This window comes from Tabrizicola sp., from assembly GCF_030694085.1.
In the GTDB taxonomy this organism is placed as follows: Bacteria; Pseudomonadota; Alphaproteobacteria; order Rhodobacterales; family Rhodobacteraceae; genus Tabrizicola.
In genome coordinates this window covers 15,312-39,666 of sequence record NZ_JAUXZE010000046.1, presented here as the reverse complement: position 1 = coordinate 39,666, position 24,355 = coordinate 15,312, and the positions used below count along the sequence as shown (strand labels likewise).

Genomic DNA, 24,355 nt, shown 5'->3' with positions numbered 1-24,355 from the left:
GCTCGTGGACTCAGCCGCCGAGGCCCCGGTTGCGCCCTTGGCGGTCGGGACCTCCTATCCGGTGCCGGATGCCAAGGCGCTGACAGCCCGCGTGCTGGACGGCTTGCGTGGCGCTGCCGACCCCAAGGCGGCCCGCGCCGTGGCTGTAAGTGCGTTGCAGGCTGCAAAGGCAGACGCAAGCGCCGGGTTCGAGGCTCATTTCCGCGCCGCCCCGCGTGAGGCCAGGGCGCTGATCTCGGCCCAGGCGGCGCTGACCGACGTTCTGGTGCAGGTGACGCTGGCCGCCGCAATGCGCCTGCATCCTTTGGCCAACCCCACCGAGGCCGAGCGCATCGCCGTTCTGGGCGTCGGCGGCTATGGCCGGGCCGAAATGGCACCGCAATCGGACGTGGACCTTCTGTTTCTGACGCCCTGGAAGATCACTCCCTGGGCCGAAAGCGTCATCGAGACGATGCTTTACATGCTGTGGGACCTGAAGCTGAAGGTCGGCCATTCCAGCCGCACGGTGAAGGACTGCATCCGTCTGGGGCGCGAGGACATCACGATCCGCACCGCGCTTCTGGAACACCGCTTCATCTGCGGCCATCGTCCGCTGGCCGAGGAACTGGATGCCAAGCTTTGGGGCGAGCTCTTCAAGAACTCCGGCCCCGAATTCATCGAGGCGAAGCTGGCCGAGCGGGCCGAGCGCCACAAGCGGCAGGGCGGTCAGCGTTACGTGCTGGAGCCGAACGTCAAGGAGGGAAAGGGCGGCTTGCGCGACCTTCAGACGCTGTACTGGATCGGGAAGTACCTGCACCGGGTGCCCTCCGCCGAAGGGCTGGTCGGCGCGGGGCTTCTCAGCCGCGACGAGTTCGACAGCTTTGCCCGGGCCGAGGATTTCCTGTGGGCTGTCCGTTGCCATCTGCACTTCATCACCGGCCGACCGACCGATTCTCTGACCTTCGACCTGCAGGTCGAGGTGGCGGCCCGGATGGGATATCGCGACACCGCCGGCCGTCGCGCGGTCGAGCATTTCATGCAGGACTACTTCCGCCTGGCAACCCGTGTGGGCGAACTGACGCGGGTCTTCCTGACCGAGCTTGAAGCCCGCCACGCCAAGCGCGAGGCCAGCCTTTTCGGCATCTTCAAGCTGACCAAACGGGTCAAGTCCGGCTACAAGCTGGTGCAGGGCCGGATCGACGTGGTCGACCCCAAGGATTTTCTGACGGACAAGCTGAACCTGCTGCGCGTCTTCGAGGAGGCGCTGCGGACCAAGTACCTCCTTCACCCCAACGTCATGCGGATCGTCGCGGCGAACCTGGACCTGATCGATGACGAGATGCGTGAGGATCCAGAGGCGCAGCGGATCTTCCTGGACCTCTTGCTCAAGCACGGCAACCCGGAACGCAGCTTGCGCCGGATGAACGAACTGGGGGTCCTTGCCGCCTTCATCCCGGAATTCGAACCCATCGTCGCGATGATGCAGTTCAACGTCTATCACCACTACACGGTGGACGAGCACATCATCCAGACGATCAGCTGCCTGGCCCAGATCGAGCGAGAAGAGCTGGTCGAGGACCTGCCCCTGTCGTCCTCGATCCTCAAGGAAGGCGTCAACCGGCGCGTGCTGTACGTAGCTCTGCTCCTGCACGACATCGGCAAGGGCCGACCCGAAGATCATTCCATCCTGGGCGCGCAGATCGCCCGGCGCGTCGCGCCGCGCCTTGGCCTTGATGCCGAGGAATGTGAGACGGTGGAATGGCTGGTGCGCTATCACCTCTTGATGTCCGACATGGCGCAAAAGCGCGACATCGGCGACCCGCGCACGGTGCGCGACTTCGCCAAGGCGGTAAAGTCGCGCAAGCGGCTGGACCTTCTGACGGTGCTGACCGTCTGCGACATCCGGGGCGTCGGGCCGGGGACCTGGAACAACTGGAAAGCCATGCTCCTGCGGCAGCTTTACAAGCAGACCGCCGAGGCGCTGGAAGGCGGGCTTGAAACCCTGAACCGCGAGAACCGGCAGGAAGAAGCGACCCGCGCCTTGACGGAACGGCTGGCCAACTGGGACCCGGCGGTGCTGGACCATGAGACGACGCGCCACTACGCACCCTATTGGCAGGGCCTGTCTACCGATACGCATGAAGTCTTTGCCCGGCTTCTCCAGGGCCTTGGCGACAACGAGATCCGCATCGACCTGCACCCAGATCCCGACCGCGACGCGACCCGGGCCTGCTTTGCGCTTGCCGATCATCCCGGCATCTTCAGCCGGCTGGCGGGGGCGCTGGCACTGGTCGGGGCGAACGTGGTGGACGCGCGGACCTATACGTCCAAGGACGGCTACGCCACCGCGGTCTTCTGGGTGCAGGACATCGAGGGCCACCCGTATGAGGTCGCCCGCCTGCCGCGCCTGCGTCAGATGATCGACAAGACGCTGAAGGGCGAGGTCGTGGCCCGCGAGGCCTTGAAGGACCGCGACAAGATCAAGAAGCGCGAGCGCGAGTTCCGCTTTCCGACCCATATCATGTTCGACAACGAAGGGTCCGACATCTACACGATCATCGAGGTCGACACCCGCGACCGTCCCGGCCTTCTTTTCGACCTGACCCGGACCTTGGCCACGAACAACATCTACATCGCCAGCGCCGTGATCGCGACCTATGGCGCGCAGGTCGTCGACACCTTCTACGTCAAGGACATGTTCGGCCTGAAGCTGCACCAGAAGCACCGGCAAGAGGCGCTGGAGAAGAAGCTGCGGCAGGCCATCGCGGAAGGGGCCGAAAGGGCCAGCGCATGAGCTCTCGCGGCATGATCCGCAACATCGTGACGCTGGGCGGCTGGACACTTGTGTCGCGCGGCGCGGGTCTGGTGCGCGAGCTGATGATGGCCGCCTACCTGGGTGCGGGGCCGGTGGCGGACGCGTTCAACGTGGCGTTTTCGCTGCCCAACATGTTCCGCCGCTTCTTTGCGGAAGGGGCGTTCAACCAGGCCTTCGTGCCGCTGTATTCCAAGAAGCTGGAGGCCGGTGAAGATGCCGAGGGTTTCGCGCAGAACGCCTTTTCCGGGCTGACCGCCTTCCTGCTGGTCTTCACGCTGCTTGGCACGCTGGCCATGCCGCTTCTGGTCTGGGCGATGGCCTCGGGCTTTGTCGGTGACGGGCGCTTCGACATGGCGGTCGACTTCGGCCGGATCACTTTCGTCTACATCGGCTTCATCTCGCTCTTTGCGCTGCTCTCGGGCATCCTGAACGCGCACGGCCATTTCGCCGAGGCCGGGGCAGTGCCCGTCCTGATGAACGTCGTCTTCATCATCGCGATGATGCTGGCGCATTACTACGGCTGGGACATGGGCCTGACGCTGGCCTGGACCACACCGATCACCGGCATTGCGCAGCTGGCCTGGACCCTTTACGCCGCGCGCCGCATCGGGTTCATCCCCCGCTTGCGGCTGCCCCGCCTGACGCCGGACTTCCGCCGCCTGATGGTCACTATGGGCCCCGCACTCTTGGTTGGCGGGGTTGTGCAGATCAACCTTCTCGTCTCGCGCCAGGTCGCATCGGGGACCGAGGGCGCGATCTCGTGGCTGGTCTACGCCGACCGGCTTTACCAACTGCCGCTGGGCGTCGTCGCCATCGCCGTCGGCACCGTCCTTCTGCCGGAACTGTCCCGCCGACTGCAGGCCGGGGACAGCGCGGGCGGACGCGAGGCCTTCAACCGGGGCACCGAATTCGCGCTTCTCCTCACCCTTCCGGCCGCCGTGGCGCTGGTGGTCATCGCGCTGCCGATCACCGAAGTCCTTTACCAGCGCGGTGCCTTCGGGGCCGATGATACGGCAGCGACGGCGCTGGCGCTGGCGATCTATGGCCTCGGCCTGCCTGCCTTCGTCCTGCAAAAGGCGCTGCAACCCCTGTTCTACGCGCGTGAGGACACACGCAGCCCGTTCCGCTATGCGGTCTGGTCGATGGTCCTGAACGCCGCCCTCGCCTTCGGCCTGATGCCCTGGATCGGCTTTTCCGCCGCCGCCTGGGCCACGACGCTTTCGGCCTGGGTGATGGTCGGCCAGCTTTGGTGGGGCGCGCGGCGGCTGGGCCAGGAAACCCGCTTCGACGCCCGCTTTGTCTCGCGCTTCTGGCGGATCGTGCTGGCCTCGGCCCTGATGGGCGCGGCGCTGTGGGGCGGATGGAGCCTCCTGCAACCGATGCTCGACGCCCGGGCCTACCGCGTTCTGGCTCTGGTCCTGCTGATCACCCTTGGCATGGCGAGCTATGCCATCGCTGCCTTCGGGCTCAAGGCAGTCCGCCTGTCCGACCTGAAAGCCCTGCGCCGTCAGCGCTGACGCATCTGGTCCAGAACCCGACGGAACCCGCCCGGTGCGACGACAAAGGACAGCAGGAACCCGGCCGCGAAGCCCGCGATGTCGGCCACCCAGTCCCAGCCCGCCCCGAAGGCAAGTCCGAATACAAGTTGCACGAAGAGAAGCGCCCCGATCAGGCTGAACGCCCGGAACTTGTTCGCGCCGACCCGGGCCAGGTTGGTCCAGATCAGGAAGGTGAAGGCCCCGATCAGCCCGTAGACCGCGGGAAAGCTGCCGATCAGTTGGACGCGCTCCGGGACCAGCAGCCCGTAGGTCGCGGCGCCCACCGCTGCTGAACCAAGAAAGACCACCACCAGCCCCCACCATCGGAAGACCTCGCCCACCATCTTGCCCAGCGCCAGCAGCATCACCACGGCGAAAAGGGCATGGGTGAAGCTGCCGTGGACAAGGACGTAGCTGACCAGCCGGTGCAGTTCTCCCAGCGGCTGCCCGCCGGTTTCCCACTGATACTTCAGCAGTTCGGGGAACAGTCCGAACCGCTCCACTGCCTGCAACCGCCAACTTATTCCTTGCGGACCCCCGACCAGGCCACGTTCGGCCAGGGTCAGCACCACTTCCATTGCGATCAGAGGCAGGGCCAGCAGCCACACGATCGGCGGCAGCGGGTTCAAGGGCGGTGCGTTGTGATCCGTGTCCATGCCTGTCCTGCCAGTTGCTTGGCGCGATTGACGCCTGTTGCCCCTTGGATTACGCGGGTTCGGCAGCTTTATCCAGACGGAGCCTTCCCATGTCCTCCCCGGCTTCGGCGGTCCAAACGCCGACACCCTTCAAGCCCCGCATCTTTTCGGGCATCCAGCCCTCGGGCGGGCTGACGCTTGGCAACTACCTCGGCGCCTTGAAACGCTTCGTCGAGAAGCAGGACGAGGGGATCGAGACGATCTACTGCCTGGTCGACATGCACGCGATCACGGTCTGGCAGGACCCCGCGAAGCTGCGCCATGCCACCCGGGAAGGTGCCGCCGCCTTCATTGCTGCGGGCATCGACCCGAAGCGGTCGATCCTCTTCAACCAAAGCCAGGTCAGCGCCCACGCAGAGCTTGGCTGGATCTTCAACTGCGTCGCGCGCATGGGCTGGATGAGCCGCATGACCCAGTTCAAGGACAAGGCCGGCAAGAACTCCGAGAACGTCTCCCTGGGCCTTTATGCCTATCCCGCGCTGATGGCTGCCGACATCCTGGCCTACCACGCCACGATGGTCCCGGTGGGCGAGGATCAGAAACAGCACCTGGAGCTGACCCGCGACATCGCGATCAAGTTCAACAACGACTACGGGGTGAACTTCTTCCCCGTGGTGGAGCCCCTGATCGAAGGCGCGGCGACCCGCGTCATGAGCTTGCGCGATGGCACGAAGAAGATGTCGAAGTCCGACCCCTCGGACCAGTCTCGGATCAACCTGACCGACGACGCCGACATGATCGCCGCCAAGATCCGCAAGGCCAAGACCGACCCCGAGCCGCTGCCGGAAACGGTCGAGGGCCTGAAAGATCGGCCCGAGGCGCGGAACCTGGTCAACATCTATGCGGCCCTGTCCGGCCACACGGTCGATCAGGTCATCCGCGATTTTGCGGGTGCTCAGTTCGGCACTTTCAAGCCCGCTCTGGCCGATCTGGCGGTGGCGTCGCTTTCGCCGATAACGACCGAGATGAACCGCCTGATGGCCGACCCGGCCGAGATCGACCGTATCCTTGCAGACGGGGCCGACCGTGCCGACGCCCTCGCCCGGCCGATCCTGGAACAGGTTTACGACATCACCGGGATGATCCGCTCGAGGCGGAAGTAATCCACAGGTTTCCGCAACCCCGGGCAGGGCCTGTCACATTGCGGATTCATCGGTTGCCTAGGATGAAGGCGTTAGGAGATGCGATCTGTCCCCATCGCCTGGTCCGGCCAGTCTGCCCCTGAAGGGCCTGGACCATTCCCGACATGCCCCTGTGCCCCCGCACAGGGGCTTTTTTCTGCCTTGACGTGTGGGAGGGACCGGGCCGCTATCGCCAAACGCCAAGTCCTTGACTCTCCAGACTCTCCCGATGACTAAAACGGCTTTTCCACAGCTATTTTCTTAAGAAATCGCTTTACAGGCTTCCGCTTTGGCCACACCATATCTAGTAAGGGCATCGTCGGGCAGACGCAGACCCTTGCCAGACACCCAGCTTCTTGTGGGTCGCGGCCCGCCTGAAGCTTCATTATGAGGCCGGGCAATGTCGCTTTCCGAGGACTACGCGTCGATGGAAGACCTCCATCCCATCGACATCGTCGAGACCCTGGCCGAACACCACGCCTGGGAATTCGACCGCGTGACCGATGACCAGATCGCGATGGCGGTCGAAGGTCAATGGCGGACCTACTCGCTGACGCTGGCCTGGTGCGAGCAGGACGAAACGCTGCGCCTGATCTGTACCTTCGAGATGGAGCCTCCAGCCGACAGGATCCACGCGCTGTACGACGTGCTGAACCGGTGCAACGACATGGTATGGACCGGCGCCTTCACCTGGTGGGCCGAGCAAAAGCTGATGGTCTGGCGCTACGGTCTTGTCCTCTCGGGTGGGCAAATTGCAGGGCCGGAACAGATCGACCGGCTGATCGCTGCGGCGGTGATGGCGTCGGAACGGTTCTACCCGGCCTTCCAACTGGCGATGTGGGGCGACCAGTCGCCCGAACAGGCGATGAAAGTCGCCATTGCCGAGGCTTACGGGCGCGCCTAACCTTCCCCCGGTTTGATTGGGGGGTTTCATGACCTTGGAACGCGTGGCCCGGGAAGGGCTGGTGCTGCTTGGCTGCGGCAAGATGGGGACCGCTTTGCTGACCGGCTGGCTTGCAGCGGGGGTGCCTGCTGGCTCGGTCTGGGTGATCGAGCCCAATCCGACGGACTGGCTGAAGGTCAGCGGGGTCCATCTGAATCAAGGGGTTCCGAAGTCCCCCGCCGTGGCGCTGCTGGCGGTGAAGCCGCAGATGATGGGCGCCGCGCTACCGTCCTTGCAGGCTTTGGGGAACGGATCGACCCTCTTTGTCTCCATCGCGGCAGGCACCAGGATCGACTCCTTCGAGGAGGCGTTGGGCACCCGCACCCCCATAGTCCGCACCATGCCGAACACCCCTGCGATGGTGGGCCGCGGGATCACCGCCCTGTGCCGCAATGCCCATGTCTCGGACGCCGACTATGCTCTGGCCCGCGAGCTGATGGCCGCCGTGGGGCAGGTGGTTGACCTGTCGGGCGAAGACCAGATCGACGCAGTGACTGCGGTCTCCGGCTCGGGTCCGGCCTATGTCTTCCACCTGATCGAGACGCTGGCCGCCGCAGGCGAGGCCGAAGGGCTTCCGGCGGATGTTGCCATGCAACTGGCCCGCGCGACGGTCTGCGGGGCCGGAGAGCTTGCCTTCCAAAGCTCTGATACCGCGACACAGTTGCGGATCAACGTGACCTCTCCCGGAGGGACCACTGCCGCCGCGTTGGGCGTTCTGATGGACCCGGACGCGGGTTTTCCGGCGCTTTTGCAGCGGGCCGTTAAGGCCGCTGCCGACCGGGGCCGGGAGCTTGGGAAATGACCATCACCTACGCCGACTTCGAGAAGGTCGACATCCGCGTCGGCCGCATCACCCGGGTCGAACCCTTCCCCGAGGCGCGGAAACCGGCCTACAAGCTCTGGGTCGATTTCGGGCCCGGGATTGGCGAGAAACGCTCGTCGGCGCAGATCACCAAGCATTATACGCTGGACGAACTGGTCGGGCGGCAGGTGCTGGCCGTCGTCAACTTCCCGCCCCGCCAGATCGGCCCGGTCCTGTCCGAGGTGCTGGTCCTGGGCCTGCCGGACGACGAGGGCGCGGTGGTTTTGATCGGACCCGGACATGACGTTCCCCTGGGAGGAAAACTCTTTTGAAACCGAAACTTCTGATCACCCGCCGCTTGCCCGACCCTGTGCTTGACGCCGCGCGAGAGCGGTTCGACGTGACCCTGCGGGACCGGACCGAAGTGCTGTCAGGGGACGAACTTCGGGCCGCGCTGCGTGACCATGACGCCGTGCTTCCGACCCTGGGCGACCGCTTCCAAGCCGATGTTTTCGCTGACGTTCCCAGCCCTCGCGCGAAGATCCTTGCCAACTTCGGGGTGGGTTACAACCACATCGACGCCGAGGCCGCGAAGGCCGCCGGGATTGCTGTGTCCAACACGCCCGGCGCGGTGACCGATGCGACTGCCGACATTTCGCTGAGCTTGATCCTGATGACCGCCCGCCGCCTCGGTGAAGGCGAGCGCATCCTCAGGGCGGGCGGCTGGGAAGGCTGGGGGCCGGTTCAGATGCTGGGCACCCATGTCACCGGAAAACGTCTTGGAATCATTGGCTTCGGCCGGATCGGCAAGGCGATTGCCAAGCGGTGCCACTACGGGTTCGACATGGAAGTGGTGTTCTACAACCGCTCGAAGGTCGAGGACCCGGGGCTGCCCGCTCGGCAGGTCGAGATGGCCGAGGCGATGGCGGCGGATTTCGTGGTGGTGGCGGTGCCGGGGGGCAAGGCCACATATCACCTGATTGATGCCAAGGTCCTGGGAATGATGAAGAAATCAGGCATCTTCGTGAATATCAGCCGGGGCGATGTGGTGGATGAGACGGCGCTGATCAACGCCCTGCAGGCAGGGCAGATCGCGGGGGCGGGGCTGGATGTCTACGAGTTCGAACCGCAGGTCCCGGCGGCGCTGATGGCGCTGGAAAACGTCACGCTCTTGCCGCATCTGGGCACCGCCTGCCTGGAAGTGCGCGAGGCCATGGGGATGATGGCGGTCGCGAACCTGATCGCCTGGACCGAGGGGAAGGCACCGCCGAACCTGGTTAATCCATAAGGGGCAGGGGTCCGACGACCGCGTCTGGCCTTGGTCTGGATTGCGTATGGAAACCATACATACGCGCGTATGGCCGGAAACCTGTTAACCTTTGTCGATGGGGTAGGGTGGGCAATATTGCCCACCCTACGCTTGCACATCAGGCCGCGGCCTTTTCGCCCGCGAACCGGCCATAGAACGTCTGCCCCGTCTCGGCCATCTCGCGCAGCAGAGCCGGGGCATGGAAGCGCGGCCCGAACTGCGCCGTCAGGCCCCGGCAGATCTCGACCGCGCGGGCGGCGCCGATCATGTCGAGCCAGCTGAACGGCCCACCCGACCAGGGCGCGAAGCCCCAGCCCAGGATCGCGCCGACGTCGCCCTCGCGGATGTCGGTCAGGACGCCCTCTTCCAGCGCGCGGACGGCCTCCAGCACCTGCGCAAAGAGCAGCCGGTGCTGCACGTCGGACAGCGAGGGCTGCATCTTGTCCAGCGGATACTTGTGCCCTAGCCCGTCCCACAGGCCTAGACGCTCACCCTTGTCGGAATAGGCGTAGAAGCCGGCACCGGACTTCTTTCCCAGCCGGCCCTGGTCGGCCATCCAGAACAGCACATGGTCCACCGCCTCATCGGGGTAGTCCTTGCCCATCGCGGCCTTGGTCGCCTTGGCGATCTTCACCCCAAGGTCGATCGAGGTTTCATCGACCAGTTGCAGCGGGCCAAGCGGCATCCCGACCAGCTTGGCCGCGTTTTCCACCAGCGCGGGTTCCACACCTTCGGCGACCATGCGGATGCCTTCGTTGATGTAGGGAATGATGCAGCGGTTGGCATAGAAGAACCGCGCGTCGTTGACGACGATGGGGGTCTTGCGGATCTGGCGCACGAAATCCAGCGCCTTGGCGACGGCGGCGTCGCCGGTCTTTCCCCCCCGGATGATTTCCACCAGCATCATCTTGTCGACGGGGCTGAAGAAATGGATGCCGATGAACTGCTCGGGCCGCTTGGACGCCGCCGCAAGGCCGGTGATCGGCAGGGTGGAGGTGTTGGTGGCATAGATGCAGCCCTCGCCCACCACGGCCTCGACCTTGGCGGTGACCTCGGCCTTGATCTTCGGGTCCTCGAAGACGGCTTCGACGATCAGGTCGGCCCCCGCCAGCGCGGCATAACCGGTGGTCGCGGTGATGCGACCCAGCACCTCGGCCTTCTTCTCGGCCGTCACCTTGCCGCGCTTCATCCCCTTGTCGAGGATCGCTTCGGAATGGGCCTTGCCCCGATCCGCCGCCTCTTGCGCCGCGTCGATCAGCACGACGTCGATCCCGGCATTGGCCGCGACATAGGCGATGCCAGCGCCCATCATGCCCGCGCCGATGACGCCAAGCTTGCGCACCGCCATATCTTCGACCTTCGGCCGGTTCGCGCCCTTTTCCAGCGCCTCCTTGTTGATGAAGAGGCTGCGGATCATCGCGGCGGAAGAGGGGTTCATCAGAACGGACGTGAAGTGCCGCGCCTCGATCTTCAGCGCGATGTCGAAGGGGACCAGCGCACCCTCATAAACCGCCGCCAACAGCGCCTTGGCGGCCGGATAGACGCCCATCGTCTTGCCGTGGACCATCGCGCTTGCGCCGACAAAGGTCATGAACCCCGCCGGATGATAGGGCGCGCCTCCGGGCATCTTGTAGCCCTTGGCGTCCCAGGGTTTGACGAGGTCGACATCGGTGGCCGACAGAACCCATTCCTTCGCGCGCTTGAGCAAGTCCTCGGGCGCCACGACCTCATCGATCAGACCCGCGGCTTTCGCGGCTTTGGGGTCCGAGAGTTTGCCTTCCAAAAGGAAGGGCGCCGCCATCATCGCGCCCAGTTTGCGCGCCAGGCGGGTGGTGCCGCCCGCGCCGGGGAAGATGCCGACCATGATCTCGGGAAGGCCGATCCTTGCCTTGGGATTGTCGGCGGCAATGATCCGGTGGCAGGCCAGCGGCAGTTCCAGCCCGATCCCCAGCGCCGTCCCCGGCAGGGCTGCAACGATCGGTTTGCCGCCTTTCAGCGTCTTGGGGTCCATCCCCGCGCGTTCGATCTTGCGCAGGACCTGATGCATCTGCATCACGCCGTCAAAGATCGCCCCCGCCCCCCCGGCCCGCATCCGGGCGATGACATTCAGGTCCATCCCCCCGGCAAAATCCTTCTTTCCGCTGGTGATGATGACGCCCTTCACCGCCCCGTCCGCCAGCGCCTGATCGATGAGGCCGCTCAACGTCATGAACGCCTCGGTCGACATGACGTTCATCGACTTTGATGCGACGTCCCAGGTGATGGTGGCGACGCCCTCGGCGTCGGTGGTCATGGTGAAGTCGGTCATCTAAGGCTCCTCGGATAGCCACAGTTCGGGGGAAAGCCGCGTCAGCAGCATCGGCCAGCGCGCTTCGTTGGTGGTGTTGTGGATCTTGATCGCCTTCCAGCGACCGTCGTAGCAGCCGATCCACATCTTCGAATGGAAGACGGGCAGCGCCAGCTTTTCGCCCGCCATCAGGTGGGTCTCGTAGACCCCGACGATATGGTCGTTGCCCTGAAAGATCGCAGCCTGAACCGTCCGATCCATGTGGGTAACGCCCTGGCTGCGGATCATGGCGACGAATTCGTCGAACCCGTCCTCAAGATCGGCACGGGTGACGACGGTGATATTGGCCGACGAGGTCAGGAGGTTCAGTGGCAGCTGGATGCGCGCGGCATAGTCCTCGAACCATTCGTTCATCACGGCCTTGGCCATTTCGTCCAGGTAGGCTTGAAGGATCGTGCTTGCGCGCATTCCGGCGTGTCCTTTGCGTTCGGGTCGGCGACCACCCCAAAGCTGGAGAGGACGCGATTGACGAGGTGGCAAATCCCCCCGAAACCTGCAACCCACGACGGAGGAATTGGTTCCGCACATATTCCTATGGTTGAGCAAAAAAGTTTCGCACGGTGTCATCTGTTCACCTCGCGCGGCCAGCCGGGGTAAAGGGTGCCATCCTTTCGGGTCTGGCTGCGCAACCCGTTGCGGCGGGTGTAATGCAGGTCGATGTCGGGATAGCTGACCTCGTCTTCGGGCAGGCGGGAGCCAGCGACGAAGTAGGTCACGGGCAAGGCCGTGCGGTTTTCCAGGCAATGCGCGTTCGCAACCCCGGCGGGCCAGCAGACACAGGTTCCGGGCGGCAGATCGCGCGGGCCGTCGTTGTCGTGCAGGGTCACGATGCCGTCGAGCGTATACAGAAACTCGTCTTCGTCCGAATGCCAGTGCCGCTGGCTGGACCGCGCGCCGGGCATCAGGATTTCGGTGAAGGCCCCGAACTGGGTCAGGCCTCCGGCGTCGGACAGGGGATGGGCGAGGTAGTCGCCGATCTCCGCATAGGGCGCTGGGTAGCTGCCCGATCCGCCTTCCCCGGCAACCGATCCCGCGCGGATCACCGTCGGGCGTGGCGTGCCGTCCCAAGGGCGGCCCCAGGGCGCGGATAGGTTCAGAAGCTCGGTCGGCAGGTCGCCTGACTTCAGCACACGGCCATCAGCGGTTTCGATCCGCCAGGTGGTGTTGTCGTTGATCTGGCGCCGTCCGTCGTCGGGATAGGTGCAGACGTCGCCCGTGCAGCGCGAGCCGACGATCAGCCAGCGCGCAGGCACATCGCCGCGGTTGGTCAGATGGTGGCCGTCCGGCTTCCCATGTGGCCAGCAGCAGGCATCGCCGGGGAAAAGGTCCGTCAGGCCCTGATCGTCGCGCAAGGTGGCGGTTCCCGACAGCAGATACAGGAACTCATCCTCGGCCGAGTGCCAGTGGCGCTGGCTGGACCAGGCACCGGGGTCCAGCGTATCAAGAAAGGCTCCGAACTGCGTCAGCCCACCCGCCTGGGACAGGTGCAGCGTGTGCAGACCCTTCTCGCCGCTGGTGGGCGTGGTGGAGGGATCGACGATCATGCGTCATCCGCCGCGCGCACGGCCACACCGAACTGCGCTTCCAGGACTTCGCGCGTGACGGGCCAGCGGTCCACCTTGATGGCGTAATGCGCCTCGGAGAACCGCCAGTCCCCGTCCCGCAGCACCAGGGTGTGACGTGAGACGTGAGGATAGTTCAACCGTTCGCCCGAGGCGATCAGATGCGTGTGGTGCCAGCCCTCGATCCGGCCGCGGTCTACGTAGTCGGCGGCTCTGGCAACGCGTTCGTAATGCGTGACGCCCTGGGTACGCAGGGTTTCGTGCAGTGCGTCGAAGGTCGGGCGCAAGTCCTCGCGCCGGGTGACAAGCAGACGGGCTGTCTCGGTGTGCACCAGATAGGGCAGGTCGATCATCGCTGCGTAGCGGTCGAAGTTCCCAACCAGCACAGCGTCCGAGACCACGTTCAGCGCGGTCTGGTAAATTTCCAGTGGGTTCATCGCGGCCCCGCCCAGTCGCTGCCGTCCTTGTAGGTAAAGCGGGCGCGGCCGGCCTCCATCTCGACCCGCAGGTCAACATCGGAATAGGTCGCCACCTCACGCGGGGCCTTGGTGCCCACGACCAGAAACCGGGCCACCCGGTCAGAGCGGTTGACGAAGTGGTGCCCGTCCGGGCTGCCTGCCGGAAAGGCCGCGCAGTCGCCTGCGCGCATCACCGTCTCGCCCGCGTCCTGCACCAAGGTACATTCGCCTTCGGTCACCATGACGAACTCGTCTTCGTTCTGGTGCCAATGCCGAAGGCTGGACAGCGCGCCGGGTTCCAGGCTTACAAGGTTCGCCCCGAACTGGGTCAGCCCGCCCGCATCGCCCAGCCGCAGGGACGAACGCCCCTTCATCATGCTGGCGTAAGGCTCGGGGTAGATTGATCCGGTCTTCACCGGGACCTTGGCGCGGTCAATCACGGGCATCGCGTCCTCCTGCGGTTGGGCTATCGCCCGACCCGGAAGTGCCCGGGCCTAGGCGGACAGCGCGAGTGCCTCGAACTCCTGGTGCAGTTCGGGCATCGACAGGCGCGTATAGTTGACCATCTCGATGCGCGGGCCAAGGTCCGTTGCGCGACAGTAGTAGATCGCTGAACAGGTCCGCGTCTCGCCCGAGGGCATGATCCGCTCGTGCCAGTCGACCCACATCCGAAAGCGTCCGGCACGGGGCAGCTCGACCGCCAGGACCTGCGGTTGAATCGAGGTGACGCCGCTGCGCAGAAGCCAGTGGCGCAGAAGGCTGAAGACAACGCGGGCCTCCTCGGGGCCGGACAACAGCATCCGCTGTTCGGGCAGGTAAACCGGAAGCGGGAAGATGTAGCTGTCCAAGAGAGCGTCGATCTGCCCTTGAAGCAGCAGGTCGCCGCGCAAACGCAGCTCGGCCGCGATGTTTGAATACATGGCCTGAATGCCTTTCGATACAATCCGAAGAAGCAATCACTTTGGGAGAATCACCCAAGGCGCGACGTAGGATTGCGACATCAGATGGTGCATCAGCGACATCATGGCGGCCTTGCAGCCAGCGCATGTCCTGCCTGCGTCTACCGCCGCGCATGATTTCAGACCCGCTCGATGATGGTGGCGGCACCCATGCCAGAGGCAATGCACAGCGTCGCCAGGCCCAGTTCCTTGTCCTGACGCTCCAACTCGTCCAGCAGGGTGCCGATGATGATCGCGCCCGTGGCGCCAAGCGGGTGGCCCATCGCGATGGAACCGCCATTGACGTTCACCAGCGCCGGGTCCACGTCGAAGGCCTGCTGGAAACGCAGGACGACGGATGCGAAGGCCTCGTTCACCTCGAAAAGGTCGATGTCGCCGATCTGCAACCCGCTGTCCTTCAGGATCTTCTGCGTCGCGGGCACCGGGCCGGTCAGCATGATCGTCGGATCGGTCCCGATCTTCGCCGTGGCCCGGATGCGGGCGCGGGGTTTCAGGCCGTGGGCTTTCCCGAACTCGGCGTTGCCGATCAGCACTGCGGCGGCCCCGTCCACGATGCCTGACGAGTTTCCGGCGTGGTGGATGTGATTGATCCGCTCCAGGTGCGGGTACTTCATCATCGCAACCTTGTCGAAGCCGGGCATGGCCTCGCCCATCTCCTTGAAGGCGGGCCGGAGCGCGCCCAGCGTCTGCATGTCGGTGCCGGGGCGCATGTATTCGTCGGTCGCCAGGATCGGCAGGCCGTTCTGGTCCTTGATCACCAGCACCGACTTCTCGAACCGCCCTTCCGCCCAGGCCTGCGCGGCGCGGCGCTGGGATTCCACCGCCAGCGCGTCCGCCTGGTCACGGGTGAAGCCGAATTCCGTGGCGATGATGTCGGCGCTGATGCCCTGGGGCACGAAGTAGGTCTTCATCGCCAGTGTCGGATCGACGGCAATCGCCGCCCCGTCGCTGCCCATCGCGACGCGGCCCATCATCTCGACCCCGCCGGCGATATAGGCCTGGCCCGCGCCGCCCTTCACCTGGTTCGCCGCCAGGTTCACCGCCTCCATTCCGCTGGCGCAGAACCGGTTGATCGCAAGGCCCGGGATGCGCTCGTCAAGGTCCGAGGCCAGAACGGCCGACCGCGCCAGACACCCACCCTGCTCGCCGACCTGGGTGACGTTGCCCCAGATCACATCCTCGACCGCGTGGCCTTCCAGCCCGTTCCGCTCCTTCACCGCGTTCAGCACGCGTGCCGACAGCGCGACCGAGGTCAGCTCATGGAGGGCACCATCGGCCCGGCCCTTGCCGCGGGGGCTGCGGACGGCGTCGTAGATGAAGGCGTCGGTCATGGTCGTCTCCTATGCGGGGTAGGCCCGCGTCAGCAGGTCGTAGGGATGTTTCCAGCCGGGCAGGGCGGCGATGCGGTCCAGCCAGCGGTCGATGTGGGGCCATTCGGCGCGGGTGAAGCCGTAGGGCTCGGGGTAGTAAAGGTAGCCGCAGCAGCTCAGGTCCGCGATGGTGGCGGCCTCTCCGGCGACCCAGTTGCGGTTGGCCAGGTGGTCGTTCAGCACAGTGTAGGCGGCTTTCAGGCGGCCCTGCATGAAAGGGATAACGCCTTCGGGGCGCTTTTCGGGAGGCAGGAAGTTCATCAGGAAACGGGTGGTGCCGATGGCGGTGGAAAGCTTGTGGTTGTCCCAGAACATCCAGCGCAGCACCTCGCGGCGTTCGGCGGCGGACCGGCCGCCAAGCTTGCCAGTCTTGGAGCTGATGTAGTCCAGGATCACCCCCGACTGGGTCAGCGTGGTGTCGCCGTCGACCAGCACCGGGACCTCTCCCATCTCGTTGATCGCCTTGAACTCCGGCGACCGGGCCTCGCCCTTGAAGAAATCGACGAAGACCGGCTCCCAGTCCAGGTCGGCCATCTCCAGCGCCAAGGCGCATTTGTAGGCGTTACCGCTTTCGCCGAAGGAATAAAGCTTCATGGCCAGTCTCTCCCGTGAGGTGTCGGACGGGCCTTGTGGCCCGCCCCTCGGGCAGAAGCCTAGAACGCCTCGGCGGCCAACGCCATGACGGGTTCGGCGCCCGTCTCGATCCGGGCCAGGTGCATCGCGCAGGCGGGAAGCTGGCGGGCCATGTAGAAGCGGCCCGTGGCGATCTTGGCCTCGTAGAAATCGCGGTCCTCGGCCCCCGCATCCAGCGCCGTGTAGGCGGCCGTGGCCATCTTGGTCCACATCAGACCCAGGCAGACATGGCCCATCATGTGCATGAAATCATAGGACCCGGCGAGTGCTGCATTGGGGTTCTTCATCCCGTTCTGCATGAAGTACATCCCCGCCTGCTGCAGTGCCTTCGACGCGGCTTTCAGCGGCTCGACGAAGCCCTTCATCCGGTCGTCGCCCTCATGTGCCTTGCACTCGGCCTTCACCAGATCAAAGAACGCCATCACGTGCTTGCCGCCGTCGGTAGCCAGCTTGCGGCCCACCAGGTCCAACGCCTGCACGCCGTTGGCGCCTTCGTAGATCATGGCGATCCGGGCGTCGCGGGCGAACTGGGACATGCCCCATTCCTCGATATAGCCGTGCCCGCCATAGACCTGCTGGGCCTGCACCGCCATCTCGAAGCCCTTGTCGGTCAGGAAGCCCTTCAGGACGGGAGTCATCAGCCCGATCAGCCCGTCCGCCGCCATGTCGCCCGTATGCGCCCGGTCGATCAGCGTGGCACCCCAGTAGGCCCAGGCGCGCGCGCCTTCCAGGAAGCTTTTCTGCTCCATCAGGTTGCGGCGGATGTCGGGGTGGACGATCAGCGGGTCCGCCGGGCCGCCCGGGTTCTTCACCCCGGTCACGTCGCGGCCCTGCAGCCGGTCCTTCGCGTACGTCAGCGCGTTCTGATACGCCGCTTCCGCCACCGCATATCCCTGCAACGCCACGCCAAGCCGGGCCTCGTTCATCATCGTGAACATGGCCTTCATGCCCTTGTGCAACTCGCCCAAAAGCCAGCCCGTCGCCCCGTCGTAGTTCATCACGCAGGTGGCATTGCCGTGGATGCCCATCTTCTCTTCGACCTTGCCGACAGAGACGGCGTTGCGGTCGCCCAGGGAGCCGTCCTCGTTCACCAGGAACTTCGGCACGATGAAAAGGCTGATCCCCTTCGTCCCCTCGCCACCGCCGGGAGCCTTGGCCAGGACCAGATGGACGATGTTCGACGCCATGTCGTGATCGCCGGCCGAGATGAAGATCTTCTGCCCGGTGATCTTGTATGACCCGTCCGCCTGCGGTTCGGCCTTGGTCCGCATCATCCCCAGATCGGTGCCGCAATGCGGCTCGGTCAGGTTCATGGTGCCGGTCCACTCACAGCTGACCATCTTCGGCAGCCACTTCGTCTTCTGCTCGTCCGTCCCATGCACCTTGATCGCCGAATAGGCCCCGTGGGTCAGGCCCTGGTACATGTTGAAGGCCATGTTGGCCGAAACGAAGGTCTCGTTGACCGCCGTGTGCATCAGGTAGGGCAGCCCCTGCCCGCCATACTCCGGTGCCGCGTCCAGCGACATCCAGCCGCCTTCGCGCAAGGTATCGAAGGCCTGCTTGAAGCCCTTGGGCGTCCGAACCACGCCGTTCTCCAGCACGCAGCCCTCGACGTCGCCGACAATGTTCAGTGGGGTAAGGATGTCCTGCGCGACCTTCGCCGCCTCGTCCAGCACCGCTTCGGTAAAGCTTCTGTCCAGGTCCGCATAGCCGGGTATGTCGGCGTCCGAGACCTTCAGAACGTCATGCAGCACGAACTGCATGTCCTTCACGGGGGCGGTGTAGCTGGGCATCTTGTCCTCTTCCCTCTTTCGCCCGGATGGGCACGTGTGTTTCAGGCCGCGCGGTTGGGCACCAGTCCCTTGGCTTCGGCGTCCTTCAGCTCTGCCTTCAACTCGGCGATCGCCAGTTCCAGTTCGGCGCGCTGGGCCTCCATTTCCGCCAACCGCTTCAAGGCCAGCTCACAGGCCTTCTGGCGCTGCGCCGTCAGGCCGCCGTCCCGGTCGTAGAGGTCCAGCGTCTGCCGGATATCCTCCAGACTGAAGCCGAAGCGCTTGCCGCGCATGATCAGCGCCAGCCGCGCCCGGTCACGCCGGGTAAAAAGCCGCCGCGTCCCCATGCGGATCGGGGTCAACAGCTCCTTGGCCTCATAGAACCGCAGGGTGCGCGGGGTGACATCAAAGGCATCGCACATCTGGCGGATCGTCAGCACATCAGTTGGAATATCGGATTTCATCATCAAGCTCGTCGTCAGGGAAAACATCATGGCCGGCAGATGCGAACCCCACCCGATGAATACCAGAGCAGTTGACGTTAACGTCACTGTGACGTCACGTCAGAATTCCACCTGACGTGAAGTCAGTCGGCGGAGGGCAACTTTAGCGGGTGACGCCACGGCAAGGGGCCGGGCTTTGACGGCCCGGCCCTTGCGGTTTCAGAGACGGTGGATCACTGCAGAACCATGCCCTCGGGCCAGGTCAGCACATGTTCCAGCGTGATCGTCTGCTTGCCTCCGGCGGTCAGATCGAACTCCCAGGCCAGGATGCCGCGCTGGCCTTCAACGTCGGTTTCCACCGGGGCGGGGCTGGCGGTCACGTCGATCTCCAGATCGTCCTGCTCGCTGTAGGGCACCTGGTCCAGAAGGCGGACCGGCCAGGCTTCGGCTCCGGTGTTCTCGACCGTGATCACCGCGCTTTCCGACTGCCGGTTGGCGCTGGTGAAGATCCCGGTCTCGCCCCCCTCCCGCTTCGGCATTTCGCGCTTGACCCGCAGCGTCTCGATGGCTCCGAAGCCCAGGTCGGTCTCGGCGCCCGGCGCGATCACGTCAAGCCAGGTCGATCCGACAAGGACCCCTTCCCGAAACAGCATGACCTGACCGGGAAGCAGTGGTTCGCCACTTGCGTTGGTGAAGCTGGCCATGACGAAAGCGGTGTCATCCAGTCGTGGAACCGCCACCGCTTCCACCACCGGCGCGAAGTCCAGACTATCCAGCGCCAAGCGCAGGTCCTCGGCCCCCGTCGCGACGGTGACCGGCTCGGGATACTGGTAAACGACCGTGTCGCCTTCATAGGTCATTGCAGCCGTGATCGGAGCGGCGGCGGCCTCTGGGGCCGGGGCAGACTCGTACAGCGCGCTGTCGGAGCCATAGGCTTTGCGGGAAAGTTCTTCGGCACCCACCTCCGGCCCGATGGACCGCAGTTCCGGCCAAAGCAGCGAGGGCGCGGACTGTTCGCTGGGGCGCGAAGAGGACAGGGTCAGCGCGACGCCATCCCAATCCTCGCCGGTGAATTGCGTCACCAGGACCGCGCGGTCGAGAGTCAGCTTGGCGCCACCGACCCGCGTCAGGTTCAGGTCATAGACCGGCTGCCAGCGGGCGTTGCCGACGTATTGGGTGATTGTCACCGTGGCCTCGCCAGCCCCGGCCGCAGTCACCGCCACGGACAGCGCGGTATAGTCCATGTCAGCCGACGGCAGCGTGTCGTAGGCCGCCTGCGCCTTCGCCAGAACCTCTTGCGCTTCGGTCACGGCCTTTTGTGCAGGCGGCAGTTCGGCCTTGGCGGCAAGGGCGGACTGGCGGGCGGCCAGAGTTTCGGCCCCGATCATTGCGGCCATCGCCTTGATCGTGTCGGGTGTCGCCCCGTCCGGCAGCGCCCCGGTGAACGACGACAGGAACCGCACCTGAGCCTCTGCGGCTTCGACCTTTGCGGTGATCGCCTCCAGCGCCAGCTGTGCGGTGTCGGCGGCGACTTGGGCGGCCTCGACCTCCGCCTTGGCCGACTGCTGCGCTTCGGTCAGCGGGTCCTCGCGCGGCGGAAGCCGATCGGCGCGCAGGTTGAACGCGCCAAGTTGCAAGCCGTCGGACGCGGCAAGGCGGATCAGGCCGGGGGCGCTGTCATGGGGCAGGTCGGTAACCAGAAGCTCGTGGCTTCCGGCAGAGGGGGCGGTGAAGGTCACCTCCCGCGTCAGCCTTGCGCCGTCCGGGTAGACGGTCACTGCGGTGATCCGGCTGGTGGCGGGCAGGGTGTCGGCAAAGGCCGGCAAAGCGGTGGAGGCAAGCAGGACGGCAAGCAGGGCGCGCATCGGCGGGGCCTTTCGGTTGGGTGCCGGGACGGTAGGCCCTTGGTCACGGGCGCGGCAAGGCCGGGAAACCCGTCCCAAGGATATCGCCCGGGCGCGCGTCAAGCCATGTTGAACTGCGCAGGGTCGGGGCCGCACCGCGCGCCTTCGTCCAACGCGGCGATGGCGGCCATTTCGGCGTCGTTCAGCGTGAAGTCGAAGATATCCAGGTTCTCGCGTAGCCCCGCCTCACGGGTGGACCGGGGAATGACCGATGCGCCGATCTGGATGTGCCAGCGCAGGATCACCTGTGCGGGGGACTTGCCGGAGCGGAGCGCGGCGGCCCGCACCGGGGCGGCGTCGAAGCTGCGGCCCTGGCCCAACGGCGTCCAGCTTTGCGTGACGATCCCATGCTGATCATGGAACGCCCGCAATGTCGGCTGCTGGAGGCGCGGGTTGATCTCGACCTGGTTGACGACAGGGGTGACGCCGGTCTCGCCGATGATCCGCTGAAGATGCGGCTCCTGGAAGTTCGACACGCCGATGGATAGCGCACGCCCGTCTTCCCGCAGCCGGATCAGGGCACGCCAGGTGTCTAGGTAAAGGTCCTTGGCCGGGCAGGGCCAGTGGATCAACAGAAGGTCGACGTGGTCCAGGCCCAGCCGCTTCAGGCTTGCTTCCGTCGCGAGTAGGGCACGGTCAAAGCCCTGCTCGCTGTTCCAGACCTTCGTTGTGACAAATACCTGGTCGCGCGGCAGGCCGGACTGCCGGACACCCTCGCCCTGACCCTCCTCATTGCCGTAGATCGCCGCGCCATCGACCAGTCGGTAGCCCATGCGCAAGGCGCTGGCCGTGGTTTCGGCCGTGCTGGCCGCAGGGACCTGCCACAGGCCGAAGCCAAGCTGCGGGATCTGGTGGCCGTCATTCAGGGAAAGCATCGTGGTCATCGGCGGGCTCCTGTCAGGGGGGACAGGAAAGCCCGTGTGACAGGCGGGTGCAAGAGGGTCAGGCGCGGGACAGCGCCTGGGCGGCAATCCCTGGCTGAGGGTGGCCCGGAAAGCCGGTGCCGAACTGCCGGACCAGCGCCATGTAGGGTGGGCCGACCTGGCTCGACTTGGCAAGGGTTTCGCCGGTGGCGAAGTCGGCAAGGACAAGCCCGCCGCCGGAGGGCACGAACTTCAACCCGCGTTCTCCAAGCGCTCTTTGCAACTGCCCCCAGCTTTCCGAACTCGCCAGCGCCTCAGCGACGAGAAGCCGAAGGCGCACGAGGAGCCGCTCGTCGATGCCTTCGGCACTCCTCGCTGTGCGTCGCTCGCTGCGCTGGACTTCGAGGCGGACGAGATCGCGCAGCACAGCGCCCGGCGTTTCGTCCCGCGCCTTGCAAAGCGTCACGAACCGCCGCCACAACAGGTCATCACATTGAAAAAGGGTCTCGGCCATAGGCCAAGACCCTCTCCGATCAGGGTTAAGGAACCCTTAGCCCTTCTTCAGGACCTTGGACCCCAGAAGCTCGGCGATCTGCACCGCGTTCAGCGCGGCACCCTTGCGCAGGTTGTCGGACACGCACCAAAGCGACAGTCCGTTGTCGATGGTGCTGTCCTGCCGCACGCGGCTGACGTAGGTCGCATATTCGCCCACACATTCGATCGGCGTGATGTAGCCACCGGGTTCCCGCTTGTCGATCAGCATGATACCGGGGGCCTCGCGCAGGATGTCCTGGGCCTCCTGCCAATCCAGGAAATCCTCGAACTCGATGTTGATCGCCTCGGAGTGGCCGACGAAGACCGGCACCCGCACACAGGTCGCGGTGACCTTGATCTTGGGGTCCAGGATCTTCTTCGTCTCGGCCACCATCTTCCATTCTTCCTTGGTCTCGCCCGAGTCCAGGAACACGTCGATCTGCGGGATCACGTTGAAGGCGATCTGCTTCTGGAACTTCTTGGCCGGAACGTCGTCGACCGGGTTGTAGATCGACTTGGTCTGGTTCCAGAGCTCGTCCATCCCTTCCTTCCCGGCACCCGAGACGGACTGGTAGGTCGCGACCACGACGCGCTTGATCCGGGCGCGGTCATGCAGGGGCTTCAGCGCCACGACCATCTGCGCGGTCGAGCAGTTGGGGTTCGCGATGATGTTCTTCTTGGCGTAGCCATGGATCGCCTCGGCGTTCACCTCTGGCACGATCAGCGGAACGTCCGGGTCGTAGCGGTAAAGGCTGGAGTTATCGATCACCACGCAGCCCGCCGCGGCGGCCTTGGGCGCATAGATCTTCGTCGCGTCCGACCCCACGGCAAAGAGCGCGATGTCCCAGCCGGTGAAATCGAAGGTGTCCAGGTCCTTGGTTTTCAAGGTCTTGTCGCCAAAGCTGACTTCAGTGCCCAAGGATTTGCGCGACGCCAGCGCCACGATCTCGTCCACGGGGAACTCGCGCTCGGCGAGGATGTTCAGCATTTCGCGGCCCACGTTGCCCGTGGCACCCGCGACGACGACCTTGTAGCCCATCGGGGTTCTCCTTTGATCGTCCCAAAGGTGGGACGGGCGGCTGTTAGCGCATGGTCCGCGCGGGGGGAAGCGGATTCGACGGGAAGGGCGTCAGTGCGGCCGATCCTGTGACAGAAGATAGACGGCCAGGCCGATGGCGGTGGCAACGGCGAAGAACAGGAACACGGCCTCATACGGCGCGGCGGGTGGAGTCGGCGGCGTCCCGGCATGAAGGCGTCCGGTGATGATCTGGGCGATGCCGATGGGCGCAATGCCGAACAGGTTCAGCAGCGTCACCCCGCGGCCCATCAGGTGCGGCGGCACGAAGGCCCGGCCATGTGCCAGCACGATGGGAAAGCTTGCGCCGAAGAACCCGGCCGCGATCAGCAGCGCCGTCGCCACCGCCGAGGGGGCCGCCGCGAACCACCACAGACCGAAGAGGCACGCCAGCGTCACCGCGTTCCCGATGACCACCACCAGCTTGCGCCGCCCGAGCCATCGGTCAAGCGGCCCGTAGGCGAAGTTGCCCGCAACCATCGCCAGCCCCATCCAAAGGCTGATCTCGCCGATCCCCAGCTGGTCCGCGCCGTGGACGTCCGCGAAGTACGGACCGATCCACAACCCCCGCAGCCCCGCGATCGGGGCATAGCAGACCATCATCATGATCAGGATCGGCCAAAGGACCGGCATCTTCAGCAGTTCCAGAAGCGACCCCGACCGCGCCCCCTCCAGCCGCTCGGGATCCCGCACCAGAAGAAGGATCGCCAGCGCCACCGCTCCGGTGATTGCGGCAATGCCCAGCACCGTCTCGCGCCAGCCAAAGGCGGTGACGGCCCAGGACAGCGGCAGCGAGGACGCCACATTGCCCAGCGTGCCCACCCCCAGCGTCAGTGCCGCCAGCGTGCCGAAAGCGGCGGGCGAGAACTGGCGCGCGAAGATGAAGTAGCTTGCCATCAGCACCGGCGCGCAGCCCACGCCGATCAGCGCCATCGCCAGCTTGATCTGCAAGGCCCCCGTGGCCTGGCTGAACAGGACGGCCCCCACAGCCCCCAGCGCCAGCAGGACTCCTGTCGTCAGCCGCGGCCCCACCTTGTCCAGCCAGGCCCCGATGGGGATCTGCATGGCGGCAAAGGCCAGGAACCACCAGCCCGAAGCCGAAGCCAGTTCGGCCGCCGTGACGCCCAGGTCCTTGGTCAGGACCGGGCTCATCACTGCCAGGAAGGCGCGGTAGAACTGGCTTAGCAAATAGGCCAGGACGAGGGCTGCGATACCGACTTTCACGAAAGGACT

The 24,355-nt window shown here is 65.3% G+C and carries 23 protein-coding genes; 7 read left to right on the top strand and 16 right to left on the bottom strand.

All coding sequences use genetic code 11. The features are described 5' to 3' along the window. Window positions 1–4: 4 nt before the first annotated feature. Both Q8M85_RS11430 and murJ read left to right on the top strand, forming a co-directional pair. Window positions 5–2,773, top strand: a complete 2,769-nt coding sequence (locus tag Q8M85_RS11430) for a [protein-PII] uridylyltransferase (RefSeq protein WP_371135236.1) — start codon at window positions 5–7, stop codon at window positions 2,771–2,773. Continuing rightward, entirely contained in the window at window positions 2,770–4,311 is a 1,542-nt protein-coding gene (murJ, locus tag Q8M85_RS11425; RefSeq protein ID WP_305544417.1) for a murein biosynthesis integral membrane protein MurJ, read from the top strand. The genes Q8M85_RS11430 and murJ overlap by 4 nt, the downstream gene beginning before the upstream one ends. Here murJ and Q8M85_RS11420 read toward each other — a convergent pair. After that, window positions 4,302–4,988 (bottom strand): rhomboid family intramembrane serine protease, encoded by a 687-nt coding sequence (locus Q8M85_RS11420; RefSeq protein WP_305544414.1) that lies wholly within the window; start codon window positions 4,986–4,988, stop codon window positions 4,302–4,304. The two genes, murJ and Q8M85_RS11420, sit on opposite strands and share 10 nt — an antisense overlap. A gap of 89 nt (window positions 4,989–5,077) precedes the next feature. Here Q8M85_RS11420 and trpS point away from each other — a divergent pair, with 89 nt between their 5' ends. The 5 genes from trpS (at window position 5,078) to Q8M85_RS11395 (ending at window position 9,181) form a co-directional block, all read left to right on the top strand. Beyond that, window positions 5,078–6,130: a tryptophan--tRNA ligase gene (trpS, locus tag Q8M85_RS11415; protein WP_305544411.1), complete on the top strand. Its 1,053-nt coding sequence runs from the start codon at window positions 5,078–5,080 to the stop codon at window positions 6,128–6,130. A 418-nt stretch (window positions 6,131–6,548) separates the two neighbouring features. Further along, window positions 6,549–7,052, top strand: a complete 504-nt coding sequence (locus Q8M85_RS11410) for a YbjN domain-containing protein (RefSeq protein ID WP_305544408.1) — start codon at window positions 6,549–6,551, stop codon at window positions 7,050–7,052. 28 nt (window positions 7,053–7,080) lie between these two features. Next, window positions 7,081–7,893 (top strand): pyrroline-5-carboxylate reductase, encoded by an 813-nt coding sequence (gene proC, locus Q8M85_RS11405; protein WP_305544405.1) that lies wholly within the window; start codon window positions 7,081–7,083, stop codon window positions 7,891–7,893. Continuing rightward, window positions 7,890–8,225, top strand: a complete 336-nt coding sequence (locus Q8M85_RS11400) for a tRNA-binding protein (RefSeq protein ID WP_305544402.1) — start codon at window positions 7,890–7,892, stop codon at window positions 8,223–8,225. Before proC ends, Q8M85_RS11400 begins: the two co-directional genes overlap by 4 nt. After that, window positions 8,222–9,181: a D-glycerate dehydrogenase gene (locus Q8M85_RS11395; RefSeq protein WP_305544399.1), complete on the top strand. Its 960-nt coding sequence runs from the start codon at window positions 8,222–8,224 to the stop codon at window positions 9,179–9,181. The genes Q8M85_RS11400 and Q8M85_RS11395 overlap by 4 nt, the downstream gene beginning before the upstream one ends. Window positions 9,182–9,320: 139 nt before the next feature. On the opposite strand, the gene Q8M85_RS11390 is transcribed toward Q8M85_RS11395, so the two are convergent. The 15 genes from Q8M85_RS11390 to Q8M85_RS11320 form a co-directional block, all read right to left on the bottom strand. Further along, complete coding sequence (locus Q8M85_RS11390; protein WP_305544396.1) at window positions 9,321–11,510, bottom strand: 3-hydroxyacyl-CoA dehydrogenase NAD-binding domain-containing protein; 2,190 nt, start codon at window positions 11,508–11,510, stop codon at window positions 9,321–9,323. Then, window positions 11,511–11,957: a hypothetical protein gene (locus Q8M85_RS11385; RefSeq protein WP_305544393.1), complete on the bottom strand. Its 447-nt coding sequence runs from the start codon at window positions 11,955–11,957 to the stop codon at window positions 11,511–11,513. A gap of 155 nt (window positions 11,958–12,112) precedes the next feature. Next, window positions 12,113–13,093, bottom strand: a complete 981-nt coding sequence (locus tag Q8M85_RS11380) for a cupin domain-containing protein (RefSeq protein ID WP_305544390.1) — start codon at window positions 13,091–13,093, stop codon at window positions 12,113–12,115. Then, entirely contained in the window at window positions 13,090–13,548 is a 459-nt protein-coding gene (locus tag Q8M85_RS11375; RefSeq protein WP_305544387.1) for a hypothetical protein, read from the bottom strand. The genes Q8M85_RS11380 and Q8M85_RS11375 overlap by 4 nt, the downstream gene beginning before the upstream one ends. Further along, window positions 13,545–14,015 carry a cupin domain-containing protein gene (locus tag Q8M85_RS11370; RefSeq protein WP_305544384.1) on the bottom strand — a complete coding sequence of 157 codons (471 nt, stop codon included), beginning with the start codon at window positions 14,013–14,015 and terminating at the stop codon, window positions 13,545–13,547. The genes Q8M85_RS11375 and Q8M85_RS11370 overlap by 4 nt, the downstream gene beginning before the upstream one ends. Window positions 14,016–14,063: 48 nt before the next feature. Beyond that, window positions 14,064–14,489 (bottom strand): hypothetical protein, encoded by a 426-nt coding sequence (locus Q8M85_RS11365; protein WP_305544381.1) that lies wholly within the window; start codon window positions 14,487–14,489, stop codon window positions 14,064–14,066. A 158-nt stretch (window positions 14,490–14,647) separates the two neighbouring features. After that, window positions 14,648–15,859 carry an acetyl-CoA C-acetyltransferase gene (locus Q8M85_RS11360; RefSeq protein WP_305544378.1) on the bottom strand — a complete coding sequence of 404 codons (1,212 nt, stop codon included), beginning with the start codon at window positions 15,857–15,859 and terminating at the stop codon, window positions 14,648–14,650. A 9-nt stretch (window positions 15,860–15,868) separates the two neighbouring features. Then, complete coding sequence (locus Q8M85_RS11355; protein ID WP_305544758.1) at window positions 15,869–16,498, bottom strand: glutathione S-transferase family protein; 630 nt, start codon at window positions 16,496–16,498, stop codon at window positions 15,869–15,871. Between the two features lie 53 nt (window positions 16,499–16,551). After that, the gene (locus Q8M85_RS11350) at window positions 16,552–18,324 is read right to left on the bottom strand and encodes an acyl-CoA dehydrogenase C-terminal domain-containing protein (protein ID WP_305544375.1); all 1,773 of its coding nucleotides are present in this window, start codon (window positions 18,322–18,324) and stop codon (window positions 16,552–16,554) included. 41 nt (window positions 18,325–18,365) lie between these two features. After that, window positions 18,366–18,767, bottom strand: a complete 402-nt coding sequence (locus Q8M85_RS11345; protein WP_371135235.1) for a MerR family DNA-binding transcriptional regulator — start codon at window positions 18,765–18,767, stop codon at window positions 18,366–18,368. Window positions 18,768–18,979: 212 nt separating this feature from the next. Next, window positions 18,980–20,611 (bottom strand): DUF4139 domain-containing protein, encoded by a 1,632-nt coding sequence (locus Q8M85_RS11340; protein ID WP_305544372.1) that lies wholly within the window; start codon window positions 20,609–20,611, stop codon window positions 18,980–18,982. Window positions 20,612–20,709: 98 nt separating this feature from the next. Further along, complete coding sequence (locus Q8M85_RS11335; RefSeq protein WP_305544370.1) at window positions 20,710–21,534, bottom strand: aldo/keto reductase; 825 nt, start codon at window positions 21,532–21,534, stop codon at window positions 20,710–20,712. 58 nt (window positions 21,535–21,592) lie between these two features. Continuing rightward, entirely contained in the window at window positions 21,593–22,027 is a 435-nt protein-coding gene (locus tag Q8M85_RS11330; RefSeq protein ID WP_305544367.1) for a hypothetical protein, read from the bottom strand. Window positions 22,028–22,063: 36 nt separating this feature from the next. After that, entirely contained in the window at window positions 22,064–23,086 is a 1,023-nt protein-coding gene (locus tag Q8M85_RS11325; protein WP_305544365.1) for an aspartate-semialdehyde dehydrogenase, read from the bottom strand. Between the two features lie 90 nt (window positions 23,087–23,176). Beyond that, window positions 23,177–24,346, bottom strand: coding sequence for an MFS transporter (locus Q8M85_RS11320; protein WP_305544362.1), 1,170 nt, complete (start codon window positions 24,344–24,346; stop codon window positions 23,177–23,179). Window positions 24,347–24,355 lie beyond the last annotated feature (9 nt).